The sequence below is a fragment of the Amycolatopsis deserti genome, from assembly GCF_014653945.1.
GTDB lineage: Bacteria > Actinomycetota > Actinomycetes > Mycobacteriales > Pseudonocardiaceae > Amycolatopsis_E > Amycolatopsis_E deserti.
In genome coordinates this window covers 43,269-67,192 of the sequence record NZ_BNAU01000008.1, presented here as the reverse complement: position 1 = coordinate 67,192, position 23,924 = coordinate 43,269, and the positions used below count along the sequence as shown (strand labels likewise).

The 23,924-nt window shown below is 72.5% G+C and carries 24 protein-coding genes; 11 read left to right on the top strand and 13 right to left on the bottom strand.

The window, feature by feature from the left end:
* The first annotated feature begins 33 nt into the window (after positions 1 to 33).
* The gene (locus tag IE290_RS29530) at positions 34 to 903 is read left to right on the top strand and encodes an NmrA family NAD(P)-binding protein (protein WP_191247976.1); all 870 of its coding nucleotides are present in this window, start codon (positions 34 to 36) and stop codon (positions 901 to 903) included.
* Between the two features lie 97 nt (positions 904 to 1,000).
* Here IE290_RS29530 and dxs read toward each other — a convergent pair whose 3' ends face one another.
* Complete coding sequence (dxs, locus tag IE290_RS29525; RefSeq protein ID WP_191247975.1) at positions 1,001 to 2,917, bottom strand: 1-deoxy-D-xylulose-5-phosphate synthase; 1,917 nt, start codon at positions 2,915 to 2,917, stop codon at positions 1,001 to 1,003.
* Between the two features lie 681 nt (positions 2,918 to 3,598).
* Positions 3,599 to 4,519, bottom strand: a complete 921-nt coding sequence (locus tag IE290_RS29520; protein WP_191247974.1) for a LysR family transcriptional regulator — start codon at positions 4,517 to 4,519, stop codon at positions 3,599 to 3,601.
* 146 nt (positions 4,520 to 4,665) lie between these two features.
* Between IE290_RS29520 and IE290_RS29515 the strand changes: the two genes are divergently transcribed.
* From IE290_RS29515 to IE290_RS29505, 3 genes are read left to right on the top strand one after another with little or no spacing between them, the layout of a single operon-like run.
* A complete protein-coding gene (locus IE290_RS29515) occupies positions 4,666 to 5,289 on the top strand; it encodes a succinate dehydrogenase cytochrome b subunit (protein ID WP_229874785.1) in 624 nt (207 codons plus the stop codon).
* Positions 5,286 to 7,214, top strand: coding sequence for a fumarate reductase/succinate dehydrogenase flavoprotein subunit (locus IE290_RS29510; protein ID WP_191247972.1), 1,929 nt, complete (start codon positions 5,286 to 5,288; stop codon positions 7,212 to 7,214). The genes IE290_RS29515 and IE290_RS29510 overlap by 4 nt, the downstream gene beginning before the upstream one ends.
* Entirely contained in the window at positions 7,211 to 7,957 is a 747-nt protein-coding gene (locus tag IE290_RS29505; protein ID WP_191247971.1) for a succinate dehydrogenase/fumarate reductase iron-sulfur subunit, read from the top strand. The genes IE290_RS29510 and IE290_RS29505 overlap by 4 nt, the downstream gene beginning before the upstream one ends.
* 681 nt (positions 7,958 to 8,638) lie before the next feature.
* Here the strand turns inward: IE290_RS29505 and IE290_RS29500 are convergent.
* From IE290_RS29500 to IE290_RS29490, 3 genes are all read right to left on the bottom strand, one after another.
* Positions 8,639 to 9,781, bottom strand: coding sequence for a DUF2786 domain-containing protein (locus IE290_RS29500; protein ID WP_191247970.1), 1,143 nt, complete (start codon positions 9,779 to 9,781; stop codon positions 8,639 to 8,641).
* Between the two features lie 133 nt (positions 9,782 to 9,914).
* A complete protein-coding gene (locus tag IE290_RS29495; RefSeq protein WP_191247969.1) occupies positions 9,915 to 11,111 on the bottom strand; it encodes a class I SAM-dependent RNA methyltransferase in 1,197 nt (398 codons plus the stop codon).
* Positions 11,108 to 13,138, bottom strand: coding sequence for an APC family permease (locus IE290_RS29490; RefSeq protein WP_191247968.1), 2,031 nt, complete (start codon positions 13,136 to 13,138; stop codon positions 11,108 to 11,110). Before IE290_RS29490 ends, IE290_RS29495 begins: the two co-directional genes overlap by 4 nt.
* A gap of 103 nt (positions 13,139 to 13,241) precedes the next feature.
* On the opposite strand from IE290_RS29490, the gene IE290_RS29485 reads away from it, so the two are divergent.
* Together IE290_RS29485 and IE290_RS29480 are read left to right on the top strand one after the other, a co-directional pair.
* On the top strand, positions 13,242 to 13,907 hold the full coding sequence (locus IE290_RS29485; RefSeq protein ID WP_191248232.1) for a potassium channel family protein: 666 nt from the start codon (positions 13,242 to 13,244) through the stop codon (positions 13,905 to 13,907).
* Positions 13,907 to 14,563, top strand: a complete 657-nt coding sequence (locus IE290_RS29480; protein WP_191247967.1) for a potassium channel family protein — start codon at positions 13,907 to 13,909, stop codon at positions 14,561 to 14,563. The genes IE290_RS29485 and IE290_RS29480 overlap by 1 nt, the downstream gene beginning before the upstream one ends.
* Here IE290_RS29480 and IE290_RS29475 read toward each other — a convergent pair.
* The gene (locus IE290_RS29475) at positions 14,560 to 15,441 is read right to left on the bottom strand and encodes an alpha/beta fold hydrolase (protein ID WP_191247966.1); all 882 of its coding nucleotides are present in this window, start codon (positions 15,439 to 15,441) and stop codon (positions 14,560 to 14,562) included. The two genes, IE290_RS29480 and IE290_RS29475, sit on opposite strands and share 4 nt — an antisense overlap.
* A gap of 56 nt (positions 15,442 to 15,497) precedes the next feature.
* Between IE290_RS29475 and IE290_RS29470 the strand changes: the two genes are divergently transcribed.
* A complete protein-coding gene (locus IE290_RS29470; RefSeq protein ID WP_191247965.1) occupies positions 15,498 to 16,085 on the top strand; it encodes a TetR/AcrR family transcriptional regulator in 588 nt (195 codons plus the stop codon).
* On the opposite strand, the gene IE290_RS29465 is transcribed toward IE290_RS29470, so the two are convergent.
* Both IE290_RS29465 and IE290_RS29460 read right to left on the bottom strand, forming a co-directional pair.
* On the bottom strand, positions 16,082 to 16,840 hold the full coding sequence (locus IE290_RS29465) for a DUF3159 domain-containing protein (RefSeq protein WP_229874784.1): 759 nt from the start codon (positions 16,838 to 16,840) through the stop codon (positions 16,082 to 16,084). The two genes, IE290_RS29470 and IE290_RS29465, sit on opposite strands and share 4 nt — an antisense overlap.
* A gap of 12 nt (positions 16,841 to 16,852) precedes the next feature.
* Positions 16,853 to 17,230, bottom strand: coding sequence for an OB-fold nucleic acid binding domain-containing protein (locus IE290_RS29460; protein ID WP_026153310.1), 378 nt, complete (start codon positions 17,228 to 17,230; stop codon positions 16,853 to 16,855).
* Between the two features lie 115 nt (positions 17,231 to 17,345).
* Here IE290_RS29460 and IE290_RS29455 point away from each other — a divergent pair, with 115 nt between their 5' ends.
* Complete coding sequence (locus IE290_RS29455) at positions 17,346 to 18,041, top strand: alpha/beta fold hydrolase (protein ID WP_191248230.1); 696 nt, start codon at positions 17,346 to 17,348, stop codon at positions 18,039 to 18,041.
* Here the strand turns inward: IE290_RS29455 and IE290_RS29450 are convergent.
* The 3 genes from IE290_RS29450 to dut all read right to left on the bottom strand — a co-directional run bounded on the left by IE290_RS29450 (position 17,994) and on the right by dut (position 20,182).
* A complete protein-coding gene (locus tag IE290_RS29450) occupies positions 17,994 to 18,968 on the bottom strand; it encodes a hypothetical protein (RefSeq protein ID WP_191247964.1) in 975 nt (324 codons plus the stop codon). The two genes, IE290_RS29455 and IE290_RS29450, sit on opposite strands and share 48 nt — an antisense overlap.
* Positions 18,969 to 19,043: 75 nt before the next feature.
* Positions 19,044 to 19,700: a DUF3710 domain-containing protein gene (locus IE290_RS29445; RefSeq protein ID WP_191247963.1), complete on the bottom strand. Its 657-nt coding sequence runs from the start codon at positions 19,698 to 19,700 to the stop codon at positions 19,044 to 19,046.
* Positions 19,700 to 20,182, bottom strand: coding sequence for a dUTP diphosphatase (gene dut, locus IE290_RS29440; protein WP_191247962.1), 483 nt, complete (start codon positions 20,180 to 20,182; stop codon positions 19,700 to 19,702). Before dut ends, IE290_RS29445 begins: the two co-directional genes overlap by 1 nt.
* Before the next feature lie 24 nt (positions 20,183 to 20,206).
* Between dut and IE290_RS29435 the strand changes: the two genes are divergently transcribed.
* Complete coding sequence (locus IE290_RS29435) at positions 20,207 to 20,707, top strand: DUF3093 domain-containing protein (protein ID WP_191247961.1); 501 nt, start codon at positions 20,207 to 20,209, stop codon at positions 20,705 to 20,707.
* Positions 20,708 to 20,724: 17 nt separating this feature from the next.
* Here IE290_RS29435 and IE290_RS29430 read toward each other — a convergent pair whose 3' ends face one another.
* A complete protein-coding gene (locus IE290_RS29430) occupies positions 20,725 to 21,033 on the bottom strand; it encodes a DUF4193 domain-containing protein (RefSeq protein ID WP_017983710.1) in 309 nt (102 codons plus the stop codon).
* 392 nt (positions 21,034 to 21,425) lie between these two features.
* On the opposite strand from IE290_RS29430, the gene cei reads away from it, so the two are divergent.
* Entirely contained in the window at positions 21,426 to 22,103 is a 678-nt protein-coding gene (gene cei, locus IE290_RS29425) for an envelope integrity protein Cei (RefSeq protein WP_191247960.1), read from the top strand.
* A gap of 81 nt (positions 22,104 to 22,184) precedes the next feature.
* Here the strand turns inward: cei and IE290_RS29420 are convergent, their stop codons facing one another.
* A complete protein-coding gene (locus IE290_RS29420; RefSeq protein WP_191247959.1) occupies positions 22,185 to 23,003 on the bottom strand; it encodes an inositol monophosphatase family protein in 819 nt (272 codons plus the stop codon).
* 64 nt (positions 23,004 to 23,067) lie between these two features.
* On the opposite strand from IE290_RS29420, the gene ppgK reads away from it, so the two are divergent.
* The gene (ppgK, locus tag IE290_RS29415) at positions 23,068 to 23,829 is read left to right on the top strand and encodes a polyphosphate--glucose phosphotransferase (RefSeq protein WP_191247958.1); all 762 of its coding nucleotides are present in this window, start codon (positions 23,068 to 23,070) and stop codon (positions 23,827 to 23,829) included.
* The last annotated feature ends 95 nt before the right edge of the window (positions 23,830 to 23,924 follow it).

Genomic DNA, 23,924 nt, shown 5'->3' with positions numbered 1-23,924 from the left:
ACGATCGGCGCCGTCCGGGCGGAGGGTGGTCGCATGATCGTCATCACCGCACCGACCGGCCGGATCGGCCGGCACCTCACCGAATCCCTGCTCACCGCCGGGGCGCCGGTCCGCGTCATCGTGCGCGACCCGTCCCGGCTCACCCCCGGGGTCCGCGAGAAGGCCGAGGTCGTCGTCGGCTCCCACGGCGACCCCGAGGTGGTCGGCAAGGCGTTCGCCGGCGCCGACGCCGTCTTCTGGCTGGTCCCGCCGAACCCCGCCGCGGACAGCCTGGACCGCGCGTTCCTGGACTTCACCCGCCCGGCGTGCGAGCTGTTCCGCACCCAGGACCTGCGGGTGGTCGGCGTGTCGGCCCTGGGCCGGGGAGTCGCGGTCAACGCCGGGCTCGTGTCGGCGTCGCTGGCGATGGACGACCTGATCGCGCGCACCGGCGTGCGCTACCGCGCGCTGACGATGCCGACCTTCATGGACAACCTGCTCTGGCAGGCGTCGTCGATCATGCGCGACGGCGTGTGGTCCGCCATGGCGATCCCCGATCACAAGCGGCCGCTGTGCGCGACCAAGGACATCGCCGACGCCGCCGCCCGGCTGCTGCTCGACGAGTCGTGGACCGGGCGGGGCGAGGTCCCGGTGCTCGGCCCGGAGGACCTGTCCCACCTGGAGATGGCCGAGATCATGTCGGACGTGCTGGGCCGCCCGGTGCGGTTCGAGCCGGTCACGGCCGAGGCGCTGACCGCCGGCCTGCGGCAGCAGGGCTGGTCCGAGACGATGGCGCGGGGCATGGTCGACATGATGGCGGCCAAGAACGCGGGCCTGGACAACGCCGAGCCGCGGACCCCGGAGTCGACGACGCCGACGACGTTCCGCCAGTGGTGCGAGGAGAACCTGCGCCCCGCGGCTTAGCGCCCGGCCGTCGTCCGTCCACGAAGGACTGCCGCGGCGACCTCCTGCCGACCGCGGGTGGCCGCGCTCGTTGTGTGAGCGCGGCCGCCGCGGGTGTCTACTCGGTCGGGGCGTCCGCCGTCGCCGGCTGGGCTTCGCCGATCAGGTTCGACGCCCACTCCGTCACGCGCCGCGCCACGTCCTGCGCGGTCAGGCCGACGCTCGCCAGCACCTCCTCGCGCGAGCCGTGCGGCAGGAACTTCTGCGGCACGGCCAGGTCGCGCAGCGGCACGTCGCACTCGGCGTCCCGCAGGACGGCCGACAGCGCGCTGCCGAAGCCGCCGTGGCGACCGCTGTCCTCGACCGTCACGACCAGCCGGTGCTCCCGCGCCAGGCCGACCAGCTCGTGCGGCACCGGCAGCACCCACCGCGGGTCGACGACCGTCACGCCGATGCCCTGGTCGGCCAGCCGCTCGGCGGCGGCCAGCCCGAGCGGCGCGAACGCGCCCACGGCGACCAGCAGCACGTCCGCGCCGGCGCCCTCACGCGGGCGGCGCAGCACGTCGACCACGCCGATCCGCTCGACCGCGGGCACCGACTCGGTGACGCTGCCCTTGGAGAACCGCAGCGCGGTCGGCCCGTCGGACACGGCCACCGCCTCCCGCAGCTCCTCGCGCAGGGTCTGGGCGTCCCGTGGCGCGGCGACGCGCATGCCGGGCACCATGCCCAGCAGCGACAGGTCCCACATGCCGTGGTGGCTCGGGCCGTCCGGGCCGGTGATGCCGGCCCGGTCCAGGATCAGCGTGACCGGCTGGCGGTGCAGCGCCACGTCCATCAGCAACTGGTCGAAGGCCCGGTTGAGGAACGTCGAGTACACCGCGACGACCGGGTGCAGCCCGCCCATCGCGAGGCCGGCGGCCGAGGTCAGCGCGTGCTGCTCGGCGATGCCGACGTCGAACCAGCGGTCCGGGTGCCGCTCGGCGAACTCGTGCAGCCCGGTGGAGCGCAGCATCGCCGCGGTGATCGCCACGACGTCCTCGCGCTCCTCGCCGATGCGCGCCAGCTCGTCACCGAACACCGACGTCCAGCTCAGGCCCTTCGGCTTGGGCAGGCCGGTCTCCGGGTCGATCGGGTCGGTCTGGTGCATCTGGTCGGCCTCGTGGTTCACCGCGGGCGGGTAACCGTGGCCCTTCTCGGTGACCGCGTGCACGACGACCGGGCCGCCGAACGCCTTGGCCGCCTGGAACGCCTTCTCCAGCGCGGCGATGTCGTGGCCGTCGACCGGGCCGAGGTACTTGAGCTTGAGGTCGGAGAACATCTCCTGCGGGCTCAGGGCGTCCTTGATTCCGGCCTTGGCCGCGTGCAGCGCCGCGTAGATCGGCTTGCCCACCACCGGGGTGTTGAGCAGCAGCTCGCGGCCGCCGTCGAGCATGCGCTCGTAGCCGGGCTGCAGCCGCAGCGAAGCCAGGTGCTCGGCGAAGCCGCCGATCGTCGGCGAGTAGGACCGGCCGTTGTCGTTGACCACGATCACCACCGGACGGCCCGGCTCGGCGGCGATGTTGTTCAGCGCCTCCCAGCACATGCCGCCGGTCAGCGCGCCGTCCCCGACGACCGCGACGGCGTGCCGACCGCCACCGGCCAGCTCGAACGCCTTCGACAGGCCGTCCACATAGGACAGCGCGGTGGAGGCGTGGCTGTTCTCCACCAGGTCGTGCTCGCTCTCCTCCCGGGACGGGTAGCCCGACGGCCCGCCCTGCTGGCGCAGCAGGTCGAAGTCGGGGTGCCGGCCGGTCACGATCTTGTGCACGTAGCACTGGTGACCGACGTCCCAGACGATCGCGTCCTTGGGCGAGTCGAAGACCCGGTGCAGCGCCAGGGTCAGCTCGACCACGCCGAGGTTCGGGCCGAGGTGGCCGCCGGAGCGGCGGACCTTGTCGACCAGGAAGTCGCGGATCTCGCCCGCCAGGTGCTCGAGCTGGCCGTGTCCCATGCGCTTCAGGTCGGCCGGTCCGTGCACGGACTCCAGCAGCGTCACTTTCCACCTCACCCGCATAGATCCGCGCCCTGCCCGCCAGGGCGCGTCCAGTCAGTCTACGGAGAACCGTAGTCCCCCGGCCGCCCCGCGCGTCCCGGGTCACTGATCACGTGGTGAGAACGTGCCGGCCGGTGCCGCAACCGTGTGAACGCGGTCTCACTGACATGACGCACCGGGGTGCGTGGGTGGTGACATCCCGTGAGATCGCATCCGGCCAGGCGTGGCGTTACTCAGTGCACGGGATTGGTGAACCGATCAAGACCGATGTGGGCGGCGGCGCGGCGAGGATTCGATCGTGTGAGTGGCCGCAACGAGAGGCCCGAGCGGGCCCGTGCGCCCCGGCAGCAGCCGGTATGCCGCTCGCCGTGGCGGCCCGTCAGGTCCACCGCGCGCCGGACCCGCCCTTCCGGCGGACCCAGTCACCCCGCCCTGACCAGCTCCACCGCCGCCGGCAGGGCGCCTCGACTTGGGCGGGCGCCTGCACCATCGGCTCACTCACCCCTCCCCCGCCGGCGGGGCGCCCACGAGCCCGTCAGGCACCATTGCACCCCCCCGCCACCGCCACATGCACCGCCTCCACCGCTGACTGACACCTGCCCAGCCCACGGCAATCCACGGCAATGGCACCCGCACCACCCGGCTTGCACCCGCCCGGCACCCCCGTCATCCCGGCCAGGCCACTCACCGCCCCACCAGCTCCACCCCCGCCGGCAGGCCGCCGTCCCGGTGCAGGTCGTCGAGGTGGGCGCGCAGCGTGTCGCGGAACGCGCGGGCCGCGTTGGTGGGCGCCACGTCGCTCCGCTGGGCCAGCGCGATCGTCCGCGTCATCTCCGGCGCGGTCAGGGGCGTCCCCCGCAGGGCGGGCCGCCCGGTCAGCACCAGGGTCGGCACGACCGCCACCCCCAGCCCCACCTCGACGAACCGGAGCACGGCGTCCATCTCCCCGCCCTGCGCCGCGAACACCGGCGTGAACCCGGCGGCGCGGCAGGCCTGCAGGGTGACGTCCCGCAGGTCGTAGCCCTCCCGGAACATCACCAGCGGCCGGTCGCGCAGCTCCTCGAGCCGGACCGCCGCGCCCAGGTCCACCCTGGCCGGCGCGGCCACCACCAGCCGCTCCCGCAGCAGCGGCACCGTCGTCAGGGCCGCCTCCGCCCCGGCCGCGATCAGCACCGCCAGGTCCAGCTCGCCGTGCGTCAGCGCCCGCACCAGGTCCTTCGACCCGCTCTCCTCCACCACCAGCTCGATGCCCGGGTACTCGCGGTGGAAGCGGTGCAGCACGTCGGCGAACACGGTGACGCACAGGCTCGGCGTGGCGCCCACCCGGACCCGGCCGCGGCGCAGCCCGACCAGCTCGGCGACCTCCAGCCGCGCGGTGTCCACGTCGGCGACGATGCGCCGCGCGATCGGCAGCAGCGCCTCGCCGGCCGGGGTGAGCGTGACGTTGCCCCGTGCGCGGCTGAACAGCGGCGCGCCCAGCTCGTCCTCCAGTGCGCGGACCTGCTTGCTCAGTGAGGGCTGCGCCACATACGTGCGCTCGGCGGCGCGCGTGAAGTGCCGCGTCTCGGCCACCGCCAGGAAGTACAGCAGCTGCTGCAACGTCATAGCTTCAGGCTATCGTCTCCAGCGCTTCGATATATTGGACGACTCGTCGTCGCGGGCCGCACGCTGCCCGAGTGGCCCTACTCGAACGTTCCGCACCACCACGACCACGCCGGCTGTGGTCCTCGACCGTCGGGCAGAAGGCGATCATGGCCGTGACCGGCCTGCTCCTGCTGCTCTTCGTCATCGCGCACATGCTGGGCAACCTGAAGTTCTTCGTCTCCGCGGCGAGCTTCGACCACTACGCGGCCTGGCTGCGGACGATCCTGGACAGCGTCCTCGGGCACTCCGGGTTCCTGTGGGTGCTGCGCACCGGGCTGGTCGTCTGCGTCGTGCTGCACGCCGTCACCGCCGCTCGTCTGGCGCGCCGCGCTCGCGCCGCCCGCCCGGTCCGCTACGCCCACCGCGGGCGCGTCCAGGGTGACTACGCGGCGCGGACGATGCGCTGGGGCGGGGTGATGCTCGCGTTGTTCGTCGTCTACCACGTGCTCGACCTGACCACCGGGCACCTCAACCCGAACGGCGTGCCGGGCGCGGTGCACGACAACGTCACCGCCGACTTCCGGCTCTGGTACGTGACGCTGGTCTACACGCTGGCGGTGGTCGCGCTCGGGTTCCACATCCGGCACGGGTTGTGGAGCGCGCTGCAGAGCCTCGGCACCTCCGGCGCGGCGCGGCGCACCGCGCGGGGTGTCGCGCTCGGCGTGGCGGCCGCCGTCACCGCCGGGTACCTGTCCGTCCCGTTCGCCGTCGTCACCGGATTGGCCGGGTGAGCACCGTGTTCGTCGAAGGAACCCCGATCTCCGACACCCGCGCGCCGGACGTTCCCCTCGCGCAGCGCTGGGAGCGGCGCCGGTTCACCGCGCGCCTGGTCAACCCCGCCAACCGACGCCGGCTTTCGGTCATCGTGGTCGGCACCGGACTGGCCGGCGCGTCGGCCGCGGCGACCCTGGCCGAACTGGGCTACCAGGTCCGCTCGTTCTGCTACCAGGACAGCCCACGCCGGGCGCACAGCATCGCCGCGCAGGGCGGGATCAACGCGGCCAAGAACTACCGCGGCGACGGCGACAGCGTTCACCGGCTCTTCCACGACACCGTGAAGGGTGGCGACTTCCGAGCCCGGGAGTCCAATGTGTACCGGCTGGCGGAGCTGAGCGTGCGGATCATCGACCAGGCCGTCGCGCAGGGCGTGCCGTTCGCCCGCGAGTACGGCGGGCTGCTGGACACGCGGTCGTTCGGCGGCGCGCAGGTGTCCCGGACGTTCTACGCCCGCGGGCAGACCGGGCAGCAGCTGCTGCTCGGCGCCTACCAGGCGATGGCGCGGCAGATCCACCTCGGGCGGATCGCGATGCACCCGCGCACCGAAATGCTCGATCTCGTGGTGGTGGACGGCCGGGCGCGCGGGGTCGTGGTGCGCAACCTGGTCACCGGCGAAATCTCCACCCACGTTGCGGACGCGGTGGTGCTGGCCACCGGCGGGTTCGGCAACGCGTTCCACCTGTCCACCAACGCCAAGGGCTGCAACGCGACCGCGATCTGGCGGGCGCACCGGCGGGGCGCGTTGTTCGCCAACCCGTGCTTCACCCAGATCCACCCGACGTGCATCCCGGTCAGCGGCGGGCACCAGTCGAAGCTGACGCTGATGAGCGAGTCCCTGCGCAACGACGGGCGGGTGTGGGTGCCGGTCGCGGCCGGTGACGCGCGGCCACCCGCGGAGATCCCCGAGGCGGAGCGGGACTACTTCCTGGAGCGGCGGTACCCGGCGTTCGGGAACCTCGTGCCGCGCGACATCGCCTCCCGCGCGGTGAAGAGCGTGTGCGACGCGGGCCGCGGTGTCGGGCCCGGCGGACGCGGGGTGTACCTGGACTTCGCGGACGCGCTTTCGCGGCTCGGCCGGGACGGAGTGGAATCCCGCTACGGCAACCTGTTCGCGATGTACGAGCGGATCACCGGCGACGATCCGTACCGGGAGCCGATGCGCATCTACCCCGCCGTGCACTACACGATGGGCGGGCTGTGGGTCGACTACGACCTGCGCAGCACGATCCCCGGCCTGTTCGTGATCGGCGAGGCGAACTTCTCCGACCACGGCGCCAACCGGCTCGGGGCGAGCGCCCTGATGCAGGGACTCGCCGACGGGTACTTCATCCTGCCCACGACGATCGGCGACTACGTGGCCGACGGGCCGTTCCCGGAAGTGGGTGATCTGTCCGGGCCGCGGGCGGAGGTCGAGGACCGGATCGCGCGGTTGCTGTCCGTGGACGGGGACCGGTCCGCCGAGGACTTCCACCGCGAGCTGGGTGCGGTGCTGTGGGAGCACTGCGGGATGAGCCGCACCGAGACCGGGCTGCGGAAGGCGCTGGACCTGATCCCGGCGCTGCGGGAGGAGTTCTGGGCGCGGCTGCGGGTGCCGGGTTCGGGCGCGTCGCTGAACCAGTCGCTGGAGAAGGCCGGGCGGGTCGCCGACTTCCTGGAGCTGGCGGAGCTGATGTGCGTGGACGCGTTGCACCGCACCGAGTCCTGCGGCGGGCACTTCCGGGAGGAGAGCCAGACCGCGGATGGCGAGGCCCGGCGCGACGACTCGGCGTTCTCGTACGTGGCCGCGTGGGAGTTCACCGGCGTCGGGCAGCCGCCGGTGCTGCACCGCGAAGCGTTGTCGTTCGATCATGTCACCCCCAGTCAGCGGAGCTACTCGTGAAACTCGTGTTGAAGATCTGGCGGCAGAAGGATGCGGCCGACCGCGGCCGGCTGGTGCGGTACGAAGTGGACGGCCTGTCGCCGGACATGTCGTTCCTGGAGGTTCTCGATGTGCTGAACGAGCGCCTGACCGCCGCGGGCGACGAACCGGTGGCGTTCGACCACGACTGCCGGGAGGGGATTTGCGGGGCGTGCGGCGTCGTGATCGACGGCACGGCGCACGGCCCGCAGAAGGCGACCACGACGTGCCAGCTGCATCTGCGGCATTTCGCGGACGGGCAGACCGTGACGGTCGAGCCGTGGCGGGCGCGGGCGTTCCCGGTGGTCAAGGACCTGGTGGTGGACCGCGGGGCGCTGGACCGGATCATCGAAGCGGGCGGGTACATCACCGCGCCGACCGGCAGCGCACCCGAAGCCCACGCAACGCCGGTGCCGAAGCCCGCCGCGGACCGCGCGTTCGAAGCGGCGGCCTGCATCGGCTGCGGCGCGTGTGTGGCCGCATGCCCCAACGGCTCGGCGATGCTGTTCACCGCCGCCAAGGCGACGCACCTGGGAACGTTGCCCCAAGGCGAACCGGAACGGCTGCCACGCGCGGCCGCGATGGCGGCCGCCCAGGACGCGGAAGGATTCGGCGGATGCACCAACACCGGCGAGTGCACAGCGGTGTGCCCGAAGGCGATCCCGCTGGAGGTCATCGGGAGTCTGAACCGGGACGCACTGGAGGCGACGCTGCGGTTGGGGTGAGGTGGGGTTGGGGGGAGATGGGGGGAGCGGGTGGTGTGGCGGAGTGCAGCGGCGGGGGCGCGACGCGGGGCGGAGGGGCGACGCGAAGCGGCGCGGGGCGAAGCAGCGGCGGCGTGGCGAGGCGGCGAGGCGCAGCGCCGCGGCCGCGCGCGAAGCGGCAGCGCGAAACGGCGGCGGAGCACGTTGCCGCGCAAAGCAGCGGCGCGGCGCGAGGTGGCGCGCTCCCGAAGCGGCGGCGCAGTGCGACAGCGCGGCAAAGCGAAGCGACAGGGCAGCGCGAAGCGCTGCGGAGGGGTCGAGCGCGGCGCGCCAAACGGCGGCGGGGCGCGGCAGGGTGGCGCGGCGGGAAGCGGCCGTGCGGCAGCCCGAGGGGAACCGCCCGCGCGACAGCGCAGCGCGAAGCGGCCTGCGGCGGCGCCGCGCGAAGCGCCAGCGCGGCGGCGCGACGACTTGCGGCCGCGCGGCAGGCGAAATCACCGCGGGCGCGGCACGGCCCTGTCGTCGCAGCGGGACCGCCTCGACAGGGGCACGCGGTGGTGCCAGGGCGCCTTGCCGGGGCGCGGACAGCACGTACCAGCCCGGGTAGGTCCCGCCCTGGTTGTGCCGCACGGGCGGAGCGTGCGGCAAAGCCACTACTCCGCTGTGCGGATCACGCGCCGAAACTGGGCGGCTCGAATCGTCCTAGCGGGACTCCACTTCGGGGTGCTCTGCCGTCAGCCGGGCGCGGTCGGCTGCTGCTCGGCCCGCTGTCCAGCCCTCGGCGTTGCTGATTGTCGTCGTGCGGCGGGTTGTGTGGGGGAACAGTTCCGCGAACAGCGTGTCCACCTCCTGCCCTCGGCGGGTCAGGACCGGTAGCAGCCTCGGATCGGCGAACTGCGCGCCTGCCCTCTGGTCCGCCGCGGTCAGGCGCTCGCCGATGCGGGTGGCGTACGCCAGCAGGAACGCGTGCCGGAACGAGCGGGTTCTCGCGCCGCGGCCGGTGGCCAGCATCGCCTCGTTGGCTTGCACCAGCAGCGACGTCGACAGCAACTCCACCAGGTCCAGGTCGACCTCGTGACCCACCAGCGCCACGAAACCCAGCTTCGCGTAGAACGCCGCCCGGCACCGGTTCGCCGTCGCCACCGCTGTCACCAGCGACGACTTCGGGCCCAGGTACGGCTGCTCCAGCCAGAACCGCCGCGCCGAACCAGCCCGCGCCGCCGGCTCCTCCACCAGCGCCCGCTCGAACGAGTACCGGCTCATCAGCTGCTGCGCCTTCGCCGACAGCGCCTCCGCCTCCTCCGGGAACGACGTCGACTCCGCCTTCGCCAGCAGCGCCCGGATCCGCGCCAGCATCTTCTCGTCCACCCCGGCCACCCGCTCCTCCGGCGCCGGCATGTCCGGCAACCGCGGCAGCGGCAACAACGCCTCCAGGACCGCCAGCACCACGAGCAGCGCCGTCACCCGCTCCACGCCGTGCCGCTGCGACCACTGCCCCAGCCACGGCCGATCCCGCGACCACCAGACCTCCGCCGAAACAGAGCCCGCGCACCCGGCCACCACGTCCAACGTCAACGCCACCCCACGCCGGTCCAGCCGCCGCAGCGCGATCTGGTGCACGTCCCGCGGCTGCCACCCGGTCCGCCACAGCCGCGCCAGCACCTCACGCAGCGCCAGCTCCGCCGCCCGGTCGATCAGCCCCGCGTCGTAGCGCGGGCCGGCCAGCTCCCGCGCCGCGAGCTCACCCAGCCGCCGCCGCGCGGCATCGCACAGCAGCACGGCGAACGTCTCCACAGTGGACCCGGTGGACCCAGTGGACCCAGCAGACTCAGCGGACTCCGCCACGAGCTCTCCCTTGCCGGTCAACGGTTTCACGCACACACCAGCAACGGAGCCGGCGGCCCCCGCCCGGCCCTCGAACGAGTCAGCGATGTCATGCCCCGCATCATGCCGGAGGGCACCGACAATTTCCGGCGCCTCAGCGGACCAGCAGCGCCACGCACTCCACGTGATGGGTCATCGGGAACGCGTCGAACGCCCGCAACCGCTCCAGCCGGTACCCCGAGTCGGCGAACGTCGCCACGTCCCGGGCCAGCGCCGCCGGATCACACGCCACGTACACCACCCGCTCCGGCCCGGCCGCGGCCACCGCCCGCACCACGTCCCGCCCGGCCCCGGACCGCGGCGGGTCCAGCACCACGACCTCCGGCTGCCCGGACAGCGACCGCAGCACCTGCTCGGTCCGGCCCGCCCGCCAGCTCACCTGCGGCAGGTCCGCCAGGTTCTGCTCACCGTCGCGCACCGCCCGGTGCCCCGACTCGACGGCCACCACGTGCCCGGTCACCCCGACCTGCCCGGCCAGCACCGACGCGAACAACCCGACCCCCGAATAGAGGTCCCACGCCAGCGCTCCCGGCGAGGCCCGCGCCCACTCCCGCACCACCGAGGCGAACGTCTCCGCCGCCGCCGGGTGCACCTGCCAGAACCCGTGGGCCTGCAACCGCCAGTCCCGCCCCGCCGCGTGCTGCACCGCCACCCCGCCGGCCAGCTGCCGCGCCCGGCGCTTGCCCCGCACGGTCGCCAGCTCGCGGGCGTGCACCTGGCCGTCCCCGTCGCTGGTCACCTCGATCTCGGTGCCCGGCCGCCACCGCCGCGACAACGCCCGGTCCAGCGCTCCCGGCACCGTGATCGGGCACTTCTCCAGCGGCACGACCCGGTGACTGCGGTGCGCCCGCAACCCGGCCCGCCCGTCCGGACCGGCGACCAGCCGGACCCGCGACCGCCAGCCCAGCACGTCCCCGGGCAGCGCCTCGACCTCCACCGGCCACTCCAGCCCGGCCAGCCGCTGGAGTTGCTCGGCCACCACGCGGCCCTTGAGCTCCCGCTGGAAACCCGGCGTCGCGTGCTGCCAGTCGCATCCGCCGCACTGCCCCGGCACCGCCAGCGGGCACGGCGGGTCGACCCGCTCCGGAGCCGCGCGGAGCACCTCCACCGCGTCCGCGCGGCAGAAGGAACCGCCCTTGTCCTCGGTGACCTCGGCCCGCACCAGCTCGCCGGGCAGCGCGTGCCGCACGAACACGACCCGGCCCTCCGCGCGGGACACGCAGTGCCCGCCGTGGGCCACGGGTCCCACGTCCAGCTCCAGGATCCGGCCGGTCCAGTCCTGTCCGGTCACTTCCCGCCGTCCTTGCCGGCCCCGGTGCGGGCCGCCCCGTCCGTGAAGAAGCCACGGCGCACATCACCGGCCGCCGGACGGCTCCGCGCCGCACGCCGGACCGCCTTCGCCGACGACGCGAGCTGCCACGGCACGCTGGTCACCATCACGCCCGGCTGGAACAGCAGCCGTCCCTTGAGCCGCAGCGCGCTCTGGTTGTGCAGCAGCTGCTCCCACCAGTGCCCCACCACGTACTCGGGGATGAACACGGTCACCACGTCACGCGGGTTGTCGCCGCGCACGCGCTTGACGTAGTCCAGCACCGGCCGCGTGATCTCGCGGTAGGGCGACTCGACGACCTTCAGCGGGACCTTGAAGTTCTTGGCCTCCCAGTCGGCGGTCAGCTGGCGCGTCTCGGCGTCGTCCACGTTGACCGTCACCGCCTCCAGCACGTCCGGCCGCATCGCCTTGGCGTAGGCCAGGGCGCGCATGGTCGGCAGGTGCAGCTTGGACACCAGCACGATCGCGTGGTTGCGCGAGGGCAGCACGGTCGGGTTGCCGTCCAGCCCGGCCAGCTCCTCGGCGACCCGGTCGTAGTGCTTCCGGATCGCGGTCATCAGCAGGTAGATCGCCACCATCGCGGCGATCGCGATCCACGCGCCGAGCAGGAACTTGGTGATCAGCACGATGACCAGCACGGTGCCGGTCATGGTCAGGCCGATCGCGTTGACCGTCTGCGACCGGCGCATCCGCCGCCGGGCCTGCGGATCGGTCTCCTGGGACAGCAGGCGGTTCCAGTGCCGCAGCATGCCGGCCTGGCTCACCGTGAACGACACGAACACGCCCACGATGTAGAGCTGGATCAGCTTGGTGACCTCGGCGTCGAACGCGATGATCAGGACCAGCGCGAACGCGGCCAGGAACAGGATGCCGTTGGAGAAGGTCAGCCGGTCGCCGCGGGTGTGCAGCTGGCGCGGCAGGAACCGGTCCTGCGCGAGGATCGAGGCGAGCACCGGGAAGCCGTTGAACGCGGTGTTCGCGGCCAGCAGCAGGATGATGCCGGTGCTGAAGGAGATGTAGTAGAAGGCCGGCGAGAAGTGCGGGAACACCGCCTGCGCGATCTGCGCGACGATCGTCTTCTGCTGGTAGCCCTCCGGGGTGCCGCTCAGCTGGGTCGCCGGGTCCTCGGCGAACTTGACGTCGGTGAGGATCGCCAGCGTGATGATGCCCAGCAGCATCGACACCGCGAGCAGCCCCATCATCAGCAGCGTGGTGGCCGCGTTCTTCGACTTCGGCTTGCGGAAGGCGGGCACCCCGTTGCTGATCGCCTCGACCCCGGTCAGCGCCGCCGCGCCGGAGGAGAACGCGCGGGCGATGAGGAACACGAACGCGAAGCCGGTGAACGTGGCCTCGGCGTGCAGGTCGAAGTCCGCGCTCTCGGCCCGCATCGGCGTGCCGCGGACCGCCTCGAACAGCCCCCACACGACCATGCCCAGGATGCCGATGATGAACCCGTAGGTCGGGATGGCGAACGCCTTGCCGGACTCACGCACCCCGCGCAGGTTGATCGAGGTGAGGACCACCACGATGATCACCGCGCTGAGCACCTTGTGCTCGGCCACGAACGGGATCGCCGACCCGATGTTGGCGACCCCGGAGGAGGTCGACACGGCCACGGTGAGGACGTAGTCGACCAGCAGGGCGCTGGCCACGGTCAGGCCGAATCTGCCGCCGAGGTTGGTGCTGGCGACCTCGTAGTCGCCGCCGCCGCTGGGGTAGGCGTGCACGTTCTGGCGGTAGGAGGCCACCACGACCAGCATGACCACCGCGACGGCGATGCCGATCCACGGCGAGTAGGCGTACGCCGACAACCCCGCGACGCTCAGCGTCAGGAAGATCTCCTCGGGCGCGTAGGCCACGCTCGAGAGGGCGTCCGAGGCGAAGATCGGCAGCGCGATCCGCTTCGGGAGCAGGGTGTGGGACAGCCGGTCGCTCCGGAACGGACGGCCGACGAGCAGCCGTTTGGTGGCGGTCGCAATCTTCGACACGTCAGAAGGGTACGGGCGGGTCCGCGAGAGGGCCGGACAAGGTAGGTTCTGCGTCGGCATCTACCGGGTAACCGCCGTTCGGGTGACACACAGGAGGCAGGACGTGCACGTGGTGATCATGGGGTGCGGCCGGGTGGGCGCGTCCCTGGCCGCGGCCCTCGAGCGCCTCGGTCACGAGGTCGCGGTGATCGACAAGACGCGGGAGGCGTTCCGGCGGCTCGGCAGCGACTTCCACGGCCAGCAGGTGCTGGGCATGGGCTTCGACCGGCAGGTGCTGATCGACGCCGGCATCGAGAAGGCGGGCGCCTTCGCGGCGGTGTCCAGCGGCGACAACTCGAACATCATCTCCGCGCGGGTGGCCCGCGAGAACTTCGGCGTCGAGCACGTCGTGGCCCGCATCTACGACCCCAAGCGGGCGGCGGTCTACGAGCGGCTGGGCATCCCGACCGTGGCGACCGTGCCGTGGACGACCGACCGGTTCCTGCGCACGCTGCTGCCCGACGGGGTCGCCTCGGCGTGGCGGGACCCCAGCGGCAACGTCGCGGTGCTGCAGCTGCCCCTGCACGAGGGCTGGGTCGGCCGCAGCGTCAACGAGCTGCAGGAGACCACCGGCGCCCGGGTCGCGTTCATCATGCGGTTCGGTACGCCCGTTCTGCCCGATTCCAAGACGGTGTTGCAGGCGGACGATCTGGTCTACGTGGCCGCGAAGTCCGGGACCGTCGGCGACGTGACGAGCATTGCGGCGCGTGCGCCGGAGGAGGAAGCCTGATGCGGGTCGCGATCGCGGGGGCCGGCGCGGTGGGCCGGTCGATCGCCAAAGAGCTGATCGACGGCGGCCACCAGGTCATGCTGATCGAACGCCAGGACGGGCAGTTCGAGCCGGACGCCGTCGAGCAGGCCGACTGGGTGCTCGGCGACGCGTGCGAGGTCTCGACGCTGGAGGAGTCCGGCATCGAGCGCTGCGACGTGGTGATCGCCGCGACCGGTGACGACAAGGTGAACCTGGTCGTGTCGCTGCTGGCGAAGACCGAGTTCGCGGTGCGCCGGGTGGTGGCGCGGGTGAACAACCCGGCCAACGAGTGGCTCTACACCGACGCGTGGGGCGTGGACGTCGCCGTGTCGACGCCGCGGATCCTGGCCGCGATGGTCGAGGAGGCGGTCAGCGTCGGCGACCTGGTGCGGCTGCTCACGTTCCGGCAGGGGCAGGCCAACCTGGTCGAGCTCACCCTGCCCGACCAGACCCCGCTGGCCGGGCGCCCGGTGAGCGACCTGGCGCTGCCGCGGGACGCCGCGCTGGTGACGATCCTGCGCGGCGACCGGGTGATCGTGCCGCAGCCGGAGGACCCGCTGGAGCCCGGCGACGAGCTGCTGTTCGTGGCCAACGCCGAGGTGGAGAACGACATCCGCAAGGCGCTGGGCTACTAGCGCCCGGCGAGGAGGTCCCGGATCGCGGCGGTGACCTCGGCGGGGCGTTCTTCCGGCAGGAAGTGGCCGCAGGGCAGGACCCGGGTGCGCAGATCGGGTGCCCAGCTCGCCCACACCTGCCGCGGGTCGAACGGCAGGACGAGGTCGCCGGGGTCCTGCCACATCGCCAGGACCGGCATCGTCAGGGTGCGGCCGGCGTCGCGGTCGGCCTGGTCGTGCCCGGCGTCGACGAACGCGCTGGCGCGGTAGTCCTGGCAGATCGCGTGGATCGACCGTGGAGTGCCCGCCGCGGCCAGATAGGCGGCCCGGATGTCGGCCGGGATCGCGCCGGGCACGCCGGTCCAGGTGTCCAGGAAATGCCCGAAGAACGCGTCCGGATCGGCTGTGATCATCCGTTCCGGCAGGTCGGACGGCTGGGCGAGCAGGTAGAGGTGGAACGCGAACACCCCGCCGGCGCCGTGCAGCGCGGCCCAGTTGTCGGCGGTCGGGATCACGTCGAGCACCGCGAGGTGCTCGATGACGTCAGGGTGGTCGAGTGCGGCCCGGAAGGCCACCAGCGCTCCCCGGTCGTGTCCGACGACGCTGAACCGCTCGTGGCCGAGTTCGCGCATCACCGCGACCATCGTCGCCGCGGTGGCCCGCTTCGCGTAGGCGGCGGGGTCGTCGTTGCCCGGGGACGGAGAGCTGGCGCCGTAGCCGGGCAAATCCGCGCACACCACGTGGAAGTCGTCGGCCAACGAGGTCGCCACGTGCCGCCACGCGATGTGGGTTTGGGGGAAGCCGTGGAGGAGCAGCACGGGATGCCCGGCGCCGCCGTGCACGACATGCACGCTCGCGCCGTCCACCGGCACCATCCGCTCGACCAGTCCAGGGATCATCCGACCCTCCAACTGTACGCCGTCCAATTCATACTGGACACTGTACAGTAGTTGTCGTGGAAGGTGGACGTGCTCCCGGCCATCGAGCCGGCCTCACCCGGACCGCGGTGCTCCGAGCCGCTCGCGAACTGCTCTCCGAGCACGGACTGGCCGGCTTGTCGATGCGGGCGCTGGCGGCACGGCTCGACGTCGCGCCGAACGCCCTCTACAGCCACGTCGCGAACAAGACGGCTCTGCTCGACGCCCTGCTCGACGACGTACTCGCCGGAGTCGAGACGCCGGCGGCCGACATCGAGGACCCCGCCGCCGCCCTGCACCGGCTGATGGCTTCGACCTACACCGTCCTCCTGGACCACTCGGACCTCGTGCCGCTCTACCTGAGCAGGCAGGGCGCCCACGGCCCCAACGCACAGCGTCTCGGGGAGATCACCGCCGCGCTCCTGCGCCGGGCGGACGTCACCGAGCCGACGGAGGCGTTGCGGGTACTGATCGTCTACACGATCGGCTTCGCGGCGTTCACCAGCCACCTGCCCCCGGGGGCCGGCACCGAGCAACAGCCGAGCGCGGCGGAGATGCGCGGCAACTTCGACCGGGGCCTGGACTGGCTGCTCACCGGCATCCGCGCGGCGGCGGACCGCCGCTAGGCCTCCTGCGGCGGCTGGCCGTACTTCAGCCGCAGCCGGGCCTCGGCGTCGGCCTCCTCGGCCACGCGGGCCTCTTCGATGGCCTTGAGGCGCTTGTCGGAGCGGCGTACCGCCCACACGACGACCAGCAGCGCCAGCCCGTACAGCGGCCAGCCCATGGCGATCTTGGCGAACGCCAGCCAGCCGGTGTAGTCGGCGTCGTAGAGCCACCGCTGCACGACGAACCGCGCGCCGAAGACGGCGGCGAGCGCGAGGGTGGCGATGTCGTAGCCGAGGCGGGACGGCTTGTCCCGGCGCCACGCGGTGCCGGTGCCGTTGAGGAAGTTCCAGATCACGCCCGCCAGCGGCCAGCGGACCAGCACGGACGCCACGAACACGCCGCAGTAGACCAGGCTCGCCCAGATCCCGAACAGGAAGAACCCCTTCGCGGACCCGGTGCGGTAGGCGATGAACGCGCCGATGCCCACGCCGAACAGGCCGGAGATGGCCGGCTGCAGCGACTCGCGGCGCACCAGGCGCACGACGGTGATCAGCGCCGCGCTGCCGACCGCGCTCCAGATGCCCACGGTCAGGCCGAAGAACGAGTTCGCGAGCACGAACACGACGATCGGCACCGAGGAGTAGACGAGCCCGGACACCCCGCCCATCTGCTCCAGCATCGTGGGCTCGGGCCGCTCACCCGCCCGCCCAGGCTCGGCCCCGGACTCGGCGGGGCGGTCGTCGGTCTTCTCGCCTGGACGGGCAGGTTCAGTCACGCGGTTACCAATTCAGGAGGTCGTCTGCAGCTCGTAGAACGGGTTGTACAGCACCTTCTGGCCGTCTCGCTCGGCCATGCGGCCACGGACCTTGATGGTCCGGCCCGGTTCGATGCCCGGGATGCGGCGCCGTCCCAGCCAGACTAGCGTCACGCCCTCCGTGCCGTCGAACAACTCGGCACGCAGTGTCGCCGCCTCTTTCGTGGGACACAGCTCCACGCTGCGTAACCGCCCCAGGACGGTCACCTCTTCGCCCGACCGGCAGTCGCAGGCTCGTCGCGCACCGCCGGCCTCGGATTTTTCGGACAGATCATCAGCGTCGAGTTCCTCGACGTCGCTGGTCAGCTTGCGTACCAGCCGGCTGAAATAGCCGCCGTCTTTGGCGGACATAGGCGTCTGCTCCTGTTCCGGGGCCCCCGACTCGAACGGCCCGTACGTCATCCAGCCTAACCTCGTGGGGGCCAGCACAACGGCTTTGCGGCAAGATCGCAACGTGACGTCCGCAATGCCGGAACCGGCCGCCGTCCTGCTACCCGGGACGGGCTCGGACGAGGTGTTCGTCCGGTCCGTTTTCGCAGGTCCGCTGGCCGCGTTCGGGATACGAACACTCGCCCCGCCGCCGCCCCGCGGGGCGGCTGTGACGGTGGGTCTGCTCACGTCACTCGACCAGGCGGCCGCGGACGGCCCGGTGCTCGCCGGAGGCATCTCGTTGGGGGCGCATCTGGCCGCCGAATGGGCGGTGCGCAATCCCGGCAACTGCGCCGGACTGCTGCTGGCGATGCCCGCCTGGTGCGGCCGTCCGGGCGACGCGCCCGCCTCGCTCGCCGCGCGCGCGTCCGCCGACCTGGTGGACGCCCACGGGCTGGACGAGGCGCTGCGGTTGGCGACGGCCGGGGTGGCGCCGTGGCTTGGCGCGGAGCTGACCCGGGCGTGGCGGCGACACGGGGACGGCCTGGCGGCGAGCCTGCGCGTCGCGGCGGCCCACCCCGCGCCGACGCTGGAGGCGCTGGCGGAACTGGACATCCCGGTCGGAATCGCCGCGTGCACCGACGACCCCGTCCACCCGGTCGCGGTGGCCCGCGCCTGGGCGAAAGCGCTTCCGCGGGCCGTGGTCCGGGAGACGACCCTGACGGCACTGGGCGCCGACCGCGAGTCACTGGGCCGGGCCGCTCTGCTGGCCTGGCTCCAGGCGGGCGGGTGAGGTCCGCACCGCCACCGCCGCGGCCGCCACGGCGGTGATCACCAGCGCGGCCACGGCGAGCAGGGTCGCGCCGTCCGGCCGCAGCAGCGCCTGGCCACGCAGTGCCTGCCAGGTCAGCAAGGCGATCAGGCCGAGGTACTCCACCGCCGCGATCCGGATCAGCCGCCGCCGCACGACCGCGGGCCGCAGCACGGGCACCCGGCGGGACAGCGCCTCCAGGCCGAACGCCAGCAACGGGATCAACTGCAGCGCGTGCAGGCCGGCGAAGTGCGCGATCCGCAGGTCGCCGCCGTCCACGCTCCAGCCGGTCAGCGGCAGGCCGGGCCCGTCCTCGGGCGCACCGACGCTGTGCGACCCGACGACGGCGGGCTCACCGCCCGCGTCGATCACGGCCTGCTGTTCCGGGGTCGGGGTGAACATCAGCATGCCCAGCGCCATCCCGGTCAGCGCCAGGAAGAGCCCGGCGCGGATGGCCGACGCCCGCGCGGGGTCGGCCAGGCGCTGCCACCACAGCAGCAGCGCGACGACCAGGGTCGCGGCCCACAGCAGGTACACCGCGGTGGCCATCTGGTTGTGGATGAACCGGTCGGCCTCGGTCGCGAAGTTGAAGTGCAGGCGCCGCCCGCGGACGATCGTCTGCCAGACGATCAGCACCATCTCGACGGTCAGGCCGGCGGCCACGACCGTGCCCATCCACCAGCCCCAGCGCCGCGCCCTGGGCAGCAGGGACAGCATCCACGCCAGGGTGGCCGTGTACAGCGCGATCGAGACGGCGAACTTGGCCGTCTTGCTCCAGACGGGAGCGCCGACGAGCTGTCGGGGATCAGCGAACAGGCCCACCACGGCAACCGCGGCGAGCACGGCCATCACGGCGGTGACGACCATCAGCGGGCGGTGCAGACCCGCCCGGCTCTCGATCAGCAACATGATCAAGAGCTTTCGGCATGGCGGGAGCGCGCACCCTGGTGCGCGCTCCCGCGATCACGGTGGGGCGGGCCCCACCTACTGCTGCGCCTGCTGCTGCGCGATGTGCTCGGCCACCGCGTCCGGCAGCGTGATCGGCAGCGGCGTGCGCACCGGCATGGGCGCGTCGCCGCGGTCGACGATCGTGCCGCGGACGATGTCGCGCAGCACCGCGGGCGCCTCGGCGGCCATCGACTGCGGGCCGGCGATCACGCCGCGCAGCATCCACCTCGGTCCGTCCACCCCGACGAACCGCAGCGCCACGTCACCGATCAGCGCGGACAGCTCCGGCCCCCACTCGCCCTGGCCGGGCGCGACCTTGGCGCCGTCGTTGCGCAGCTGCTCGGTCAGCTCGGCGATCACCTCGCGCCACAGCCCACCGGACCGCGGCGCGGCGTAGGCGCTGACGGTGACCTGCCCGTGCGCCGTCACCACGTGCACCGCCCGCACGCCACCGGCCTGCGGGTCCATCTCGACCTGCACCTGGGTGCCGTCGGGCACCGGGACCCGCACCGAGCCGAGGTCGATCCGCGGCCGGCCGTCCTCGGGCGCCTCGGTGATGTCGAACGGCCCCTCGGAGGCGTCCGGCTCCGGCTCCGGCTCCTCTTCCGGCTCCTCGGCGACGTCCTCTTCCCAGGACTCGTCGGGCTCGGCCATCGCGTGGCGGCCCCGCTTCTTGCGTCCGAAGATGCCCACTACTTCCTCGTTCCTTCCCCGGGGTTTCCGGTCAGCGTCGCATGCCCGCCGGTCGATCCGTACCCGCCGGCCCCGCGTTCGGTGGCCGTGAGTTCCGCGACCTCCACGAACTCGGCCGTCTCCACGCGCTGGACCACCAGCTGCGCGATCCGGTCGCCCCGCGCCAGCCGGATCGGCTCGGTGCGGTCGTGGTTGACCAGGCACACCTTGATCTCCCCGCGGTAGCCCGAGTCGATGGTGCCCGGCGTGTTCACCACGGACAGCCCGGTGCGCGCGGCCAGGCCCGAGCGCGGGTGCACGAAACCGGCGTAGCCCGGCGGCAGCGCGATCGCCACCCCGGTGCCCACCAGGGCCCGCTCGCCGGGCTCCAGGACGACGTCGGTGGTCGTCACGAGGTCGGCGCCGGCGTCGCCGGGCCGGGCGTAGGACGGGATCGGGACACCCGGATCGAGCCGGGTGAGCAGGACCTGAACGGGGGACACGGGCGGCGAGACTACCCTTAGGGCATGGGTGAGCACGCGAGCACGGCCGGTGCGGTGGGCGACACGGCCGCCGGGGACGGCACGACGCGGTATTCCGAACGGCTGTACCTGTCGTGGTGGGGCTGGCCGCTGCCACTGGCGGGCGCGGCGCTGCTGGCCTACGAGATCCACCTCGGCTACCCCGCGGTGCCGCTGTGGCTGCCGTTCGTGGTGCTGATGCCGTTGATGGTGGCGTGGCTGGTGGCCATGGGCCGGGCCCGGATCCGGGTGACCGGCGACGAGCTGGAGGTCGGGGACGCTCATCTGCCGTTGCGGTTCGTCGGTGAGGTGGAGGTCATCGGGAAGGACCGGAAGCGGAAGGCGATGGGACCGGAACTCGACCCCGCCGCTTACGTGACGCATCGCGGCTGGGTCGGTTCGCTGCTGCGCGTGCACCTGACCGATCCCGCGGACCCGACCCCCTACTGGGTGTTCAGTACCCGCAGGCCGGAGGCCCTGGCCGAGCTGCTCCGCTCAGGGAAGTAGCCCGGCCGTCCGCGGTGTCACGCGCAGTCGCGGCAGATCATCTGCCCGTTGTGCTCCTCCGCCAGCCGGCTGCGGTGGTGAACGAGGAAGCACACGGAGCAGGTGAACTCGTCCGCCTGCTTCGGCACCACCTTCACCGTCAGGTCCTCACCCGACAGCCCGGACAGGTCCGCACCCGGCAACTCGAAGTTCTCCGCGCTCGCGTCCTCGTCCACGTCCACCACGCCGGACTGCGTCTCGTTCCGGCGAGCCTTCAGCTCCTCCAACGAGTCCTCGGCGAGCTCGTCGGCTTCGCTGCGGCGCGGAGCGTCGTAGTCGGTCGCCATTGTCCCTCACCCCTGCGATCAGCTCTGTAATCACTGTTCAAGCACGCTGTTCGCATGCCATCGTGCCGCTGGACAACGTCCCAGCGCCCCGGTTTGTGCCCGCCGCCGTAGTGAGCCAGGTCTCTCTTCAGCAACGTGTTTCGGTACCTGATCTACGGGCGGAGCCCGCAGAGGGTAGCTCACGCTTTACCCGAACGCGCAGAGTGTCATTCGAAGCAGGACGTACGTCACCCAACAGGGGGAACGCATCGCGGGGACGTTCATGGGACCGTGCGACACGGACCCCGGCTTCGACCGGGTGACGACGCTGGTGCACTGTAACGCCTACGCTGATCAGGAACGACGGTTCGGGCAAGCGGGTGTTCGGGTCTTCGATCGAAGGGGTGGGGCAGGTGTCGTCGGGGATCGGTTACGGCAACCGGAGATCGCGGCCCTACCGCAAGCGCCGTCCGCTGCCCGCCCTGATCGTGATCGGGGTGCTCGGCCTCGTCGCGATGTTCATCTGGGTGCGCGCGATCACCAGCAAGCAGGACATCGACGCCGCGCTGCGGTGCGATCCGCCGCCCACTCCGCCGCCCGGTGTGACGTACACCAACCTGGGTTACACCGCGCTCGACGAGACGACGCCGGTGCCGGCCGACCGGATCGCGGTGAAGGTGCTCAACGCCAGCGAGAAGCGCGGGCAGGCCGCGATCACCACGGAAAGCCTGCGGCAGCTGGGTTTCACGCAGATCGCGCCGCCGGAGAACGACCCCGCCTACGCGACCACCGAGGCGGCCTGCCGCGGCCAGTTGCGCTTCGGCGACAACGGCAGCTCCGCGGCGCGCACGCTCAGCCTGGTCGTGCCGTGCGTCGAGCTGGTGCGGGACAACCGCGAGGACGCCAGCGTGGACCTGGCGATCGGCAGCGCCTTCGGCGACGTGGTGCCCACCAAGGCCGCGCGGGACATCCTCGCGCAGCTGCAGGCGTGGTCGGCCCAGCACGACGGCGACGGCGGCGAGCAGTCCGCCGTGAGCCCCCCGCTCATCGACGAGGCCCTGCTGGCCGCCGCACGCCCCGGCACCTGCTGACCGCGCGAGTCCCACGCTCCGCCGCGCGAGTCCCACATTGGGGCGGCCGAGGGATCGCCCGGCGGCCGGCGAAAGCCCGCGCTACACGTCCTTGACGCCGCACTCCACGGCCGCGTCGTAGAGCGCCTCGGCGATCGACGGTGCGGCCGCGAACGTCGCGTCCTCGCCCAGTGCCGGGTCCGAACCCGGCAGGTGCACCACCGCGCCCGCCTCGGACGCGACCAGCGCCCCGGCCGCCCAGTCCCACCGGTTCAGCCCGTGCTCCACGTACGCGTCCAGCCACCCGGCCGCCACCGCGCACAGGTCCAGCGACGCCACCCCGGCGCGGCGCACGTCGCGCACCCGGGTCAGCAGCCCGGACACGAACCGTGCCTGCCGGGCGCGCCGCTCGGCCTGGTAGGCGAACCCGGTGCCGACCAGGCTCAGCTCCAGCCGCGACGGCGAGGACACCGCCAGCCGCCGCCCGTCGAGCCACGCGCCCTGGCCCCGCACGGCCGTCCAGCAGCGCCCGCTGACCGGTTCCACGACCGCCCCGGCCACCGACACCCCGTCCACCTGCGCGGCCAGCGAGACGGCGAACAGGGGCGCGCCGTAGAGGAAGTTCACGGTGCCGTCGATCGGGTCCACCACCCACGTCACCCCGTCGCCGGCCGAGCCGCCGGCCTCCTCCCCCAGCACGTGGTCCCCCGGCCGCAGCTGAGCCAGCCGGTCGCGCACCAGCTGCTCGGCCGCGCGGTCGGCCGCGGTGACCACGTCGGTGTCGGTCGTCTTGGTCTCGACCGGCACCGCCTCACCTGCGACCATGGCCTCACGGGCACGTCGGACCAGGTCGCCGGCCTCGGTCGCGACCTGGACGGCGACGTCCTTCAACTCTGTTTCGGCAGCTCCCACGTCCACCATGGGACCACACCCGGTTAAAGTCTCCGGCACAGGTTTCTGAATCGAGCGAGAAGGGACGGCGCCAATGACGGCGACCCGAGGTTTCGGAATCGACATCGGCGGCAGCGGTATCAAGGGCGCCCTTGTCGACCTGGAAAAGGGCGCACTGATCGGCGACCGCTTCCGGATCGACACCCCGCGCCCGGCGACCCCGGACGCGGTGGCCGACGTGGTGGCCCAGATCGTGGCCCACTTCGGCTGGGACGGCCCGGTCGGCATCACGCTGCCCGCGGTCGTGAAGAAGGGCGTCGCGCACACGGCGGCGAACATCGACCCCAGCTGGATCGGCACCGACGCGGACGCGCTGTTCGCCAAGCGGCTGGACCGCCACGAGGACGACATCGCGATGCTCAACGACGCCGACGCGGCCGGCATGGCCGAGATCCGCTACGGCGACCCGGCGGCCCGCAAGGGCGTCACGACCCTGCTGACGTTCGGCACCGGCATCGGCAGCGCGCTGTTCCAGCACGGCACCCTGATGCCGAACACCGAGTTCGGCCACGTCGAGGTCGACGGGCACGACGCCGAGAAGAAGGCGGCCGCCTCGGTCAAGGACAACGAGGGCCTGTCCTACCCGCAGTGGGCCAAGCGCGTGAACCGTTACCTTTCCGTGCTGGAGAACCTCATCTGGCCGGATTTGTTCATCGTGGGCGGCGGGGTCAGCAAGAAGGCCGAGAAATGGGTCCCGCTGCTGGAGATCAGGACACCGGTCCTGGCCGCGTCCCTGCAGAACAACGCGGGGATCGTGGGCGCGGCGCTGGCGGCCGCCGAGGGCCTGGAGCACTGAGCCCGGGAGCGGCCGCGCCGCGTTCGACCGATGATCGGCCGCAACGCACCGGCGTATCGTCGTTACAATGGAACACGGCCCACGGTCGCGGAGGA

Excerpts from the sequence above, each read along its gene's own strand:
- IE290_RS29455 (WP_191248230.1), top strand. The coding sequence starts at position 17,346 with ATGCCGGAACCGGCCGCCGTCCTGCTACCCGGGACGGGCTCGGACGAG.
- IE290_RS29530 (WP_191247976.1), top strand. The coding sequence starts at position 34 with ATGATCGTCATCACCGCACCGACCGGCCGGATCGGCCGGCACCTCACC.
- IE290_RS29480 (WP_191247967.1), top strand. The coding sequence starts at position 13,907 with ATGCGGGTCGCGATCGCGGGGGCCGGCGCGGTGGGCCGGTCGATCGCC.
- ppgK (WP_191247958.1), top strand. The coding sequence starts at position 23,068 with ATGACGGCGACCCGAGGTTTCGGAATCGACATCGGCGGCAGCGGTATC.
- IE290_RS29420 (WP_191247959.1), bottom strand. The coding sequence starts at position 23,003 with ATGGTGGACGTGGGAGCTGCCGAAACAGAGTTGAAGGACGTCGCCGTC.
- IE290_RS29460 (WP_026153310.1), bottom strand. The coding sequence starts at position 17,230 with ATGTCCGCCAAAGACGGCGGCTATTTCAGCCGGCTGGTACGCAAGCTG.
- IE290_RS29475 (WP_191247966.1), bottom strand. The coding sequence starts at position 15,441 with ATGATCCCTGGACTGGTCGAGCGGATGGTGCCGGTGGACGGCGCGAGC.
- IE290_RS29435 (WP_191247961.1), top strand. The coding sequence starts at position 20,207 with ATGGGTGAGCACGCGAGCACGGCCGGTGCGGTGGGCGACACGGCCGCC.
- IE290_RS29515 (WP_229874785.1), top strand. The coding sequence starts at position 4,666 with ATGGCCGTGACCGGCCTGCTCCTGCTGCTCTTCGTCATCGCGCACATG.
- IE290_RS29430 (WP_017983710.1), bottom strand. The coding sequence starts at position 21,033 with ATGGCGACCGACTACGACGCTCCGCGCCGCAGCGAAGCCGACGAGCTC.
- IE290_RS29520 (WP_191247974.1), bottom strand. The coding sequence starts at position 4,519 with ATGACGTTGCAGCAGCTGCTGTACTTCCTGGCGGTGGCCGAGACGCGG.
- IE290_RS29450 (WP_191247964.1), bottom strand. The coding sequence starts at position 18,968 with ATGTTGCTGATCGAGAGCCGGGCGGGTCTGCACCGCCCGCTGATGGTC.